General features: G+C 48.9%; 7 protein-coding genes. 5 read left to right on the forward strand and 2 right to left on the reverse strand.

Going from position 1 to position 10,505, the window contains the following annotated elements; genetic code table 11:
• Nucleotides 1-20: 20 nt before the first annotated feature.
• Both RDN79_RS13265 and RDN79_RS13270 read left to right on the forward strand, forming a co-directional pair.
• Entirely contained in the window at nt 21-3,194 is a 3,174-nt protein-coding gene (locus RDN79_RS13265; protein WP_298552928.1) for a SusC/RagA family TonB-linked outer membrane protein, read from the forward strand.
• A gap of 75 nt (nt 3,195-3,269) precedes the next feature.
• Entirely contained in the window at nt 3,270-5,189 is a 1,920-nt protein-coding gene (locus RDN79_RS13270) for a SusD/RagB family nutrient-binding outer membrane lipoprotein (protein WP_298552929.1), read from the forward strand.
• A 102-nt stretch (nt 5,190-5,291) separates the two neighbouring features.
• Here the strand turns inward: RDN79_RS13270 and fabD are convergent, their stop codons facing one another.
• Nucleotides 5,292-6,173 (reverse strand): ACP S-malonyltransferase, encoded by an 882-nt coding sequence (gene fabD, locus RDN79_RS13275; protein WP_298552930.1) that lies wholly within the window; start codon nt 6,171-6,173, stop codon nt 5,292-5,294.
• Nucleotides 6,174-6,314: 141 nt separating this feature from the next.
• Here fabD and RDN79_RS13280 point away from each other — a divergent pair, with 141 nt between their 5' ends.
• The 3 genes from RDN79_RS13280 (at nt 6,315) to RDN79_RS13290 (ending at nt 9,712) form a co-directional block, all read left to right on the forward strand.
• Nucleotides 6,315-6,509 (forward strand): twin-arginine translocase TatA/TatE family subunit, encoded by a 195-nt coding sequence (locus RDN79_RS13280; protein ID WP_075964325.1) that lies wholly within the window; start codon nt 6,315-6,317, stop codon nt 6,507-6,509.
• A 3-nt stretch (nt 6,510-6,512) separates the two neighbouring features.
• Nucleotides 6,513-7,391, forward strand: a complete 879-nt coding sequence (gene tatC / locus RDN79_RS13285; protein WP_298552931.1) for a twin-arginine translocase subunit TatC — start codon at nt 6,513-6,515, stop codon at nt 7,389-7,391.
• Between the two features lie 98 nt (nt 7,392-7,489).
• Nucleotides 7,490-9,712: a GH92 family glycosyl hydrolase gene (locus RDN79_RS13290; RefSeq protein ID WP_298552932.1), complete on the forward strand. Its 2,223-nt coding sequence runs from the start codon at nt 7,490-7,492 to the stop codon at nt 9,710-9,712.
• A gap of 314 nt (nt 9,713-10,026) precedes the next feature.
• Here RDN79_RS13290 and RDN79_RS13295 read toward each other — a convergent pair whose 3' ends face one another.
• Nucleotides 10,027-10,251 (reverse strand): hypothetical protein, encoded by a 225-nt coding sequence (locus RDN79_RS13295; RefSeq protein ID WP_298552933.1) that lies wholly within the window; start codon nt 10,249-10,251, stop codon nt 10,027-10,029.
• Nucleotides 10,252-10,505: the final 254 nt, after the last annotated feature.

The following is a 10,505-nucleotide window of genomic DNA, read 5'->3' on the forward strand; positions in this document are numbered from 1 at the left end:
TTAAACAAAAAACATCAGTTATGTTGAAAAGAATTAAGCCTGTCAGCATGGTTTTGCTTGCGAGCTCGTTATGTTTCTCCGGGAATATATACGCAGCTTCAAGTGCAGGTAATCCGAACACTGACATTTCCCAGCAAAATGCAAAAGTAACGGGAGTCGTCGAAGATGCTTTAGGACCGGTTGCCGGCGCGTCTGTTGTCATAAAAGGAACCACCAACGGGACAATGACCGATATGGATGGTAACTTCACGCTTGATGGGGTAAAAAAAGGAGACATTATCCAAATATCCTTTATCGGTTACGCCACACAGGAAATCCCTTATACAGGACAAGCCTCATTGTCCGTACATCTTGAAGAAGACACGCAGAAACTGGATGAAGTAGTCGTGACTGCTTTGGGCATGAAGCGTGACAAGAAAGCGTTGGGCTATGCCATGCAGGAATTGAAGGGAGACGAGTTGTTGTCTTCCCGCGAACCGAATCTGGCCAATTCGCTGTCCGGCAAAGTTTCCGGTTTGCAGATCGTCCGCTCCAGCAACGGGGTGGGAGGTTCTTCGAAGATCGTGCTCCGTGGTAACAGTTCGTTGACCGGCAGCAATCAGCCGCTGATTGTGGTGGACGGTACGCCGATGGATAACTTCACAGGCGGTGTGGACGATGTCTGGGGGAATTCCGGAGCCGATATGGGGAACGGGCTTTCCGATATCAACCCCGAAGACATCGAATCGATGACGGTCCTGAAAGGCGCCTCGGCTGCCGCTCTTTACGGTTCTCGTGCCGGTAACGGCGTGATTCTGATCACGACCAAATCTGGACGGAAAAACGAAGGTCTGGGGATTACGGTGAATGCCGGTATCACGGCCGAATCTATTTTCCTGAAACCGGATATGCAAAACAGCTTCGGACAAGGTTCGGTCGGCGTTTACGACAACCAGTCCCGCTTGAGCTGGGGGCCGAAAGCGGAAGGACAGACGGTGACGGACTGGCTCGGACGCCAGGTGCCTCTTCGGACATATGACAATATCGATGCCTTCTTCCATACCGGGACCTCTTTTAACGAAGGCGTCAGTTTCCAGCAGAATATCAACGGGACTTCCGTCTTTGCTTCTATCAATCGTTCGGATGATGCCGGCATCACACCGGAGTCGAAGCTGAATAAGACGAACATCACGTTGCGTGCCACCACGTTCCTCGATAAGGAGGAGAAATGGAAGGTGGATGCCAAGGTGAACTATATCAATATGAATGCCCACAATCGCCCGATCCAGGGTGTGAACCCGTCGAATGCGTTCAGTACGATCTACGGCCTGCCTCGCTCCCTGAATGTCAAGGAATTTAAGAACAGTGTGGACGAAGAAGGCAATATGATCTGGTGGGACGCGTCCAAGAACCCGCAGGAAAACCCGTACTGGGTGACCAAATACCGCCAGAATAACGATACCCGTAACCGTCTTTTGGGAAATGTATCGTTGAAGTATGCGCCGACCGATTGGTTCGATATCGAACTGCGGGGCGGCACCGACTATTATACGACAACCAAGAACGAGAAGGTCTATGCCGGTGGTAACACCTCGCCACGCGGCCTGTATAACGAAGGTTCCGAAACTTTCTACGAAAACAACTACAGTTTCCTGGCCACCGCACGCAAAGACAACCTGCTGGACCGCCTGGGTGGTTTCGTGACATTCGGTGGTAACCTGATGATGCAGCAAAGAAACAAGATGAACGCTTCGGCCGGCGAATTGCTGGTCCCGAACCTTTTCTCCCTGAACAACGGTATTAATAAACCGACCGTAACCTCCGAGCTGATCCGGCGGAAGATGAACTCCCTTTACGGATCGTTGCAGCTGAACTGGGACGGCTACCTGTTCCTGGATGTGACAGCCCGTAACGACTGGTCGTCCACGATGTCTAAAGCCAACCGCTCTTATTTCTATCCTTCGGTCAGCCTCTCCGGCGTGATCTCGGACATGCTGCCCAAGATCGGCGGAAGCATGCCGGAATGGTTCACCTTTGCGAAGGTGAGAGCTTCTTATGCGGAAGTCGGTAATGATCTCGATCCGTATCAGCTGTACAACAATTACACGGTGGGAAAGGACGAAAACGGCAACACGACGGCTGCTCCCGGACAGATCCTGTTTGACTCGAGTGTACGAAGCGAGTTGATCAAATCCTGGGAAGCCGGCTTCGACGTGCGTTTCCTGCAGAACCGCTTGGGGCTGGATTTCGCCTGGTATAAGACGAATGCGACCCGCCAGTTGCTGAACCTGCCGCTCGACCCGTTTGCCGGGTATAGTTCCCGCAAGGTGAACGCCGGTAATATCCAGAACGAAGGTCTGGAAATATCGCTGAACGGCGCCATCTTCCAGAGCCACGACCCGCAGGGATTCAACTGGAATGCGACAGCCCAGTTCTCCTTGAACCGCAATAAGATCATCGACCTGTATCCGGGCGTGACGCTTTATGACATCAAGACATTGGATGCGATCCAGATCGTGGCGGCGCAGGGCAGTTATTACGGTGATATATACGGACAGACCTTCCTGCGTGTGACGGACAAGGACAGTCCGCATTATGGCAAGGTGATTGTGGGAGACGACGGTCTGCCGCTGATCTCGACCGAAAAGAGCAAGGTGGGGAACCAAAGTCCGGACTGGATGCTGGGTTTGACGAACAGTTTTTCATATAAAGGGTTTAACCTGAGTTTTCTGGTCGACTTCCGTATCGGCGGCGACATCTATTCGGCAACAGCTTCCAGCTTGTTTGTCCGGGGGAATGCAGCCGGAACGGTTGTGAACGGCGAACGTCAGGATTTTGTCGTGCCTAACACGGTGGTCCGGAAAGACGGGGGATATGTGGAAAACAATGTCCCGGTCACCCACCAGAACTATTGGGAACGGATCGGGTCGACCGGCAATTACGGTTTGCCGGAAGTCTTCACGTATGACGCGACTAATATACGTCTGCGTAACATCACCTTAGGATATACGTTCAACAAAGCTATGCTGAAAAAGACGCCGTTCCAGCGTCTGAATCTGTCTGCTACCTGCAACAATGTATGGATGATCCATTACAACCTGCCGGGCATCGACCCCGAATCTGTTTCGGCAACCAACACGAATGCGACCGGTTTCGAAAACGGAGCCGCTCCGACAAGCCGTTCGTTCACGTTCAATGTGACGGTCGGCTTCTAAAAAGCTTACAGAACGTGTCCGGCTTTTGATAATTTGCAATCATTTTGTAAACGATATAAAGAGAAACAACATAATATGAATACAAAAAATAAAATATTAGCAGGCCTATTCTCTATGGCGGCATTGTTTTCTTCCTGTAACGATTTTCAGGAGATAAATGAAGATCCTAACCAGGTAGACGAAAGCAAGGTGAAGCCTGAATGGTTCCTGAACGCCTCGATCATCGGCGACCAGATGAATCCGGAGATCGCCGAACGTATGTTTATCCTGACCTGGAACCGGGCGTCCCGTTTCAACCGGGGAAGCGGTTTCACGATCGGTACGGATAATAATGATTATATCACGCGCTACCTGAGCAACGACTACGCCGTGAAATGGTTGAACCAGGCGACTAAAGCCGTTCAGCTGGGCGAAAAGAAAGTGGCCGATGGCGAAGCCGATCTCTATCCGTATTATAAGAATGTGATCCAGATGGCGCGTATCTGGCGGGCTTACCTGAACTCGGAGGTCTCTGACGGATTCGGGCCGATTCCGGCGTTGGATGCTTTTTCGGGCGTTCCGGGCGAGTACGACAGTGTAGAAGCGATCTATACCTTTATTCTCAAAGAACTGAAGGAAGCAGAGGCGGCGCTCGACCCGTCGATCGACATGTCGCCGATGTCGGCTGAAGACGCTTTCTATGCCGGAAATGTGAATATGTGGAAAAAATATGCCAATTCCCTGCGTATGCGTCTGGCTATGCGTATCGTGAATGCCAATCCGCAACTGGCCGAGAGTGAGTTTGAAGATGCAGCCTCGAAAGGGTATATTTCTTCACTCTCCGAACTTGCCGGTGTACAGGAAAAGGACGGATGGAGCGACCTGACCAGCGTCATGTCCCGTACTTGGAATGCACAAGCGATGTCCGTTACATTCAAGAATCTCGTGGTCGGCTTGGGAAACAACGAATTCCCGCTGCCTGATTCGTTGAAGACGCATCTGAAGGATCCGCATACATATATGGGCTTGTATCTCTATAAGCATTTCCCGTTGACGACGAACGATCCGTGCGCCGGATTCTATTTCGACGGTGTTCCGCAATATGTCGATCCGCGTGCACCGAAGCTGTTCAGCGTGGTCGGATGGAACGACGGCGTGGTCTATTCCGACTATATCGGGGCGGCCAGCGAAGTGAAGCCGGTCTCCCTCTTCGATCCGAACGATAACACGAAGCCGATGCTGACCATCGACCCTAAATATACCTGGGGCACATGGGTGGCCGGCGAATGGGATGTGAAAGGCGGTTTGGCTACCGAACTGACCGGAAAGAACTACAACTATCCGTCCATATCCAAGCAATACCGTATGAGCACTCAGAAACGTGTCTATTTCGGGCCGTGGGAAAGCTATTTTCTGCTTGCCGAAGCCGGCGTGCGTGGTTGGAATGTTCCGGGTTCTCCCAAATCGAACTATGAGGACGGAGTGACTGCCAGTTTCGAATATCACGGCTTGTTGAGTGAAGTAGGGGCGTATCTGTCTTCCACCGAGTATAACCGGATCGGGACATCCGTCAATTTCGACCATACGACGGAGGCAAAGCCTTATGCCGTAAATTATGTCGATCCTTATACGAAAGAGAACAAGACGATGACGTACACTTATCCCAAAAACTCCATCTACCGGGGCGGCGCCTATAACAACGACGCGATGACGAAGATCTTCACGCAGAAATATATTGCCCAGGTTCCCTGGTTGCCCGAAGAAGTTTGGAGCGATCATCGCCGTATCGGCTTGCCTTTCTTCGAGAACCAGGCTGTCGAAAAAGATTACAACCCGCTGAACCAGGTTCCGCTGACGGTTGCCACTTCGAAGGAATGCCGTCTGGAATTTTATCCGAAGCGTTACCGCTACCCGGCCAATATCCAGACGAACAACCTTGATGGTTATAACAAAGCTCTCGAACTGCTCGGCGGACCGGATGTGGTCGGTACTGCCTTGTGGTGGAATCTGAAGTAAAACGGCATATACATCCCATATCGGATAAATCAAAAAGGTTGGCAGGATAGTTCCGGATCGAACATCTGCCAACCTTTTTATTATGAATAGGATACTGACTGCTTATTGCATGCCTTCAGTAGTCACCTCCTTGTTGATCTTCTTCACCAATCCCTGAAGTACGGCACCCGGACCGAGTTCGATGAAATGATCGGCGCCGTCGGCGATCATGTTCTGAACGCTCTGTGTCCAACGAACCGGCGCCGTCAACTGGGCGATCAGGTTAGCCTTGATTGTTTCAGGACAAGTTTCACCTTTTGTACTTACATTCTGGTAAACTGGGCAAACCGGTTTGTGGATCGGAGTCGCTTCGATAGCGGCAGCCAGTTCGGCACGGGCCGGTTCCATCAGGGGGGAGTGGAAAGCACCGCCCACTTTCAGTTTCAGTGCACGCTTTGCTCCGGCAGCCAGCATCTTTTCGCAAGCAGCGTCGATACCCGGTACCGAACCGGAGATGACAAGCTGTCCCGGACAGTTGTAGTTTGCACATACGACTACTTCGCCTTCGATGCTCCGGCAGATCTCTTCTACTTTTTCGTCCGGCAATGCCAGAACGGCAGCCATTGTCGAGGGAGTGGCTTCGCAGGCTTTCTGCATCGCCATAGCACGTTTGGATACCAGGACAAGTCCGTCTTCGAAAGACAATGCTCCGGCTGCAACAAGCGCGGAGAATTCTCCCAAAGAGTGTCCGGCCGTCATATCCGGTTTGAACTGGTCACCTAATGTTTTTGCAAGAATGACTGAGTGTAAGAAAATGGCAGGCTGTGTTACTTTTGTCTGACGCAGATCTTCGTCTGTTCCGGCGAACATCAGATCCGTGATGCGGAAACCGAGGATTTCGTTGGCCTTCTCGAACATCTCTTTTGCAAGAGGATTGTTTTCATAAAGGTCTTTTCCCATTCCGACAAACTGTGCACCCTGACCGGGAAATACATACGCTTTCATTTTTTCTAATCTTTTTCTAATTTCAGTTTTTTAAGATGGCGCAAAGGTAATAAATTTAGAATAATTGGGGTACTATTCATTACAAATTGTATCTTTGCCCCATCGATAACAGGAATATTAACGACTAATTTATACAATATCATGGATCAATTATTATTTCTTGGAAACTTAGGTACAGGCGAAATTGTCATTATCGCCATTGTTGTGTTGTTGCTTTTCGGCGGTAAAAAAATACCTGAACTGATGAAAGGTATCGGTAAAGGTGTGAAGAACTTCAAAGACGGTGTAAAAGGATTAGAAGACGACATTAAGCTGGACGATACGGATAAGAAGTAAAAGATGGCAGAATTAGAACAAGAAGAAATGTCGTTCTGGGATCACCTGGAAGCACTTCGTTGGACTCTATTCCGTTCTTTTTTAGCGCTCTTTGTTTTTGCTATAGTCAGTTTTGCCTTTATGCGGGGGGAAAATGGTATATTCCACCGTGTGATAGAGGCTCCTTGTTCATCTGATTTTATCTTTTACAGATGGCTTTGCGGGTTGAACCAGTGGTTGATGAATATCAGTCCGTGGTTTGATGTATTGCCGGACTTCTGTAATGATAATTTTCATGTGCAGATTTTTAATATCAAACTGGCTTCTCAGTTCTTTACTCACATGACCACCTCGTTCTGGCTGGCTCTTGTGCTTACATTCCCTTATCTGATGTGGGAAATCTGGAAATTTATCAGTCCGGCTTTGTATGAGAATGAGAAGAAAAATGTCAGATGGGTATTTCTCTTAGGAACGATCATGTTCTTTATCGGATGTGCTGTCGGATATTTTATGGTATTTCCAATGACACTGCGTTTTTTAGCAACGTATGAATTGAGCTCTAATATCATAGAACAGGTATCTCTGGATTCGTATATGGATAATTTCCTGATGCTGATCTTTGTGATGGGAATTGTCTTTGAAATGCCGTTGGTTTCGTGGCTGCTGTCGCAGATCGGTTTGCTGAAGCGCTCGTTCTTCCATAAGTATAGACGGCATGCAATTGTCGGACTGCTTGTTGCGGCTGCATTCATTACTCCGAGCAGCGATCCGTTCACATTAAGTATCGTGTTCTTCCCGTTGTACGGACTGTTCGAGCTGAGCGCCCTCTTTGTGAAGAAGGCTCCGCCCGAAGATGATCTTGACGATGAGGATGAAGATAGTACGGAAATCGCACCGGCCTAAAACTACGGGCATCGTAAAATAGTTATAGAAGAGACGTACAGTTTTTATTGTGCGTCTCTTTTTTTGTATCTTTGGCAAGACTAAAACATTATGTAAACATGAGGCACATATCCTTATTGGCGGTCTCCTTGCTGGCTTTAGCAGCCTGCACGCCGGAAAAACAACAGGAGGCGGATGATTATACACAATATGTAAATCCTTTTATCGGAACAGACTTTACCGGTAATACCTATCCGGGGGCGCAAGTCCCTTTCGGAATGGTTCAGTTGAGCCCGGACAACGGGCTTCCCGGTTGGGACCGTATTTCCGGTTATTTCTATCCCGACACGACTATCGCCGGCTTCAGCCATACCCATTTGTCTGGGACAGGTGCGGGCGATTTGTACGATATCTCTTTCATGCCGGTGACACGCCCGTATAAGGAAGCGCCTGCTCCCTTGGGCATCTATTCGACTTTCTCGCATAACGACGAGGCGGCTTCGGCTGGCTATTACCGTGTATTGTTGCAGGACTACAATATTAATGTCGAGTTGACCGCGACCGAACGTTGCGGCATTCAGCGTTATACGTTCCCCAAAGCGGAGGCATCCGTATTTTTGAACCTCAAAAAGGCGATGAACTGGGATTTCACGTTGGATTCGCGTATAGAGGTGGTCGATTCGATGACGATCCGGGGATATCGCTTCTCGCAGGGCTGGTCTCCTTTGCAGCATGTTTATTTTGAGACTCGTTTCTCGAAACCTTTCGCGGCTTATCATCTGGACACGACTTCCATTTCGACGAAAGATCGCGGCTGGATCGGTACGGCCTATATCGCCCGTTTCGATTTCAATACGGAGAAAGATGAGGAGATCCTGGTGACGACCGGCATATCCGGTGTCAGTATGGAAGGAGCAGGCAAGAACCTGCGTGCGGAGGTTCCGAAAGACGATTTCGATTATTATCAGGCGCAGGCTGCCAAGTCATGGAACAAGCAGCTTTCCAAGATAGAGGTGAAGAGTCCGGATACCGATGACCTGGTGAAGTTCTACACTGCTTTGTACCATTCCATGATCGCCCCGACTATCTACAGTGATGTGGACGGTTCCTATTACGGTCCGGATCAGCAGATCCATAAGGCGGACGGATGGACGAACTATTCCACTTTCTCGCTGTGGGACACCTATCGCGCTTCCCATCCGCTGTTTACCTATACCGAACCGGAACGCGCAAACGATATGATCAAAGGCTTCCTGAAATTCTATGAACAGAAGGGGGCTTTGCCATTATGGAATTTGTATGGTTGGGAAACCGATATGATGATCGGCTATCATGCCGTTCCCGTAATTGTGGATGCTTATCTGAAAGGCATCGGTAATTTCGATCCGGAAAAAGCGCTTGAGGCCTGCATCGCGACGGCCAACCGTGACGATTACCGGGGAATCGGCGATTACAAGAAGTTAGGATACGTTCCGGCCGACAGTGACCCGAAGAAATGGGAGAACTGGTCGCTGTCCAAGACATTGGAGTATGCCTACGATGATTATTGTATTGCCACGATGGCGGAGAAGATGGGCAAGAAAGAGATTGCCGATGAGTTCTACAAGCGTGCTCAGAACTACCGGAATGTTTACAATCCGGCTACTTCTTTCATGCAGCCGCGTGACGAGAAAGGGAACTTCGCCGCAAACTTCAGTCCCGACGATTATACCGAAGATATCTGTGAAAGCAATGGCTGGCAATATTTCTGGTCTGTCCCCCAGGATCTGGACGGCTTGATCGGCCTGGTCGGAAGCAAGGAACGTTTCGCTGAGAAACTGGACAGTATGTTCACCTATGTTCCGAAATCGAATGAAGACCTGCCGATCTTCAGTACCGGTATGATCGGGCAATACGCGCATGGCAACGAACCGAGCCATCATGTGATTTATTTGTATAATAAAGTAGGGCAGCCCTGGAAGACGCAGAAGTATGTGGCTGAGGTCCTGCACGACCTGTACCAGAATGCTCCGGACGGTATTTGTGGGAATGAAGACTGCGGACAGATGTCGGCCTGGTTCGTATTCAGTTCGATGGGCTTCTATCCGGTCGATCCGATCAGTGGCAAGTATGAGATCGGAACTCCGATATTCCCGGAAGTGAAGATGCATCTGGCAAACGGCAAGACTTTCACGGTCCTGGCTCCGGCGGTAAGCCGTGAAAATATCTATATCCAGTCTGTGAAGTTGAACGGCCAACCGTATGACAAGAGCTATATTACCCATGAGCAGATTATGAATGGTGAGACATTGGAGTTTGAAATGGGCAACCGGCCGGGGCCGGTATGGTATAATAATAGGTAATTGCCATGACGAAGAATCCATGATATTCATAAATCTCTGTCACTCTATCACACTTTTACGTGTGTGCCTTGTTAATTAAGGCGTGAGATGTGTGATAGATGGCGTTTTCATCTATCACACATCTATCACTATCTATCACAAAACCGAATAAGCTATTTGTGACAGATAAGTACCTTATTAGTAGTGAAGTAGTAGGATCTCCGGCTGAACACCCGGATGTATGGGACCTGAACATCCGGGTCTATGGAGTGGCTACACCCGGATGTAGAAGGCCGCAAGATGTGGATGCATGCAAACACTTTTGCTTTTGTTTATTAGTTTGTTTGCTGTCCTGTTGTAACCGGATGAGGAAACTGGACTATTTTTACATCCTTGTCATTGTCGAATGAATCCGCTTTTTTGAAATCCGGTGATTGCAGGTATGGCTGCGGGACGTTTTCCATCAAAACAACTTCGCATGCATCTATTACCGTCCTTATAATATTCGTTTCCAAAGATGTCTTATCGGCTATAGCCTGAATTAATTCTGCCTTGTTCATGTTGTAAATATTGAGTCGTTTATTTTCGTAAATGCAAAGGAAAAGAAGTTGTCGGCGATGTGCAAATGTTTCCGTAGGCAACATGTCTCATTTTGTCATACCTTTGCGACAAATAGTCTCTGTAAAAAGGATTCATGCGCTGTTTGACAAGTTCGGAGACGGATGAAAACGATAAGATAAACGCGAGGAGGTACACGGCTCTTTCATTTAACTGAAAAATAGAGATATAGTTCCCTTACCCGGTTCGGATAGAA

The organism is uncultured Parabacteroides sp. (assembly GCF_902493135.1).
Lineage (GTDB): Bacteria > Bacteroidota > Bacteroidia > Bacteroidales > Tannerellaceae > Parabacteroides.

Excerpts from the sequence above, each read along its gene's own strand:
- RDN79_RS13270 (WP_298552929.1), top strand. The coding sequence starts at position 3,270 with ATGAATACAAAAAATAAAATATTAGCAGGCCTATTCTCTATGGCGGCA.
- RDN79_RS13295 (WP_298552933.1), bottom strand. The coding sequence starts at position 10,251 with ATGAACAAGGCAGAATTAATTCAGGCTATAGCCGATAAGACATCTTTG.
- RDN79_RS13290 (WP_298552932.1), top strand. The coding sequence starts at position 7,490 with ATGAGGCACATATCCTTATTGGCGGTCTCCTTGCTGGCTTTAGCAGCC.
- RDN79_RS13265 (WP_298552928.1), top strand. The coding sequence starts at position 21 with ATGTTGAAAAGAATTAAGCCTGTCAGCATGGTTTTGCTTGCGAGCTCG.
- RDN79_RS13280 (WP_075964325.1), top strand. The coding sequence starts at position 6,315 with ATGGATCAATTATTATTTCTTGGAAACTTAGGTACAGGCGAAATTGTC.
- tatC (WP_298552931.1), top strand. The coding sequence starts at position 6,513 with ATGGCAGAATTAGAACAAGAAGAAATGTCGTTCTGGGATCACCTGGAA.
- fabD (WP_298552930.1), bottom strand. The coding sequence starts at position 6,173 with ATGAAAGCGTATGTATTTCCCGGTCAGGGTGCACAGTTTGTCGGAATG.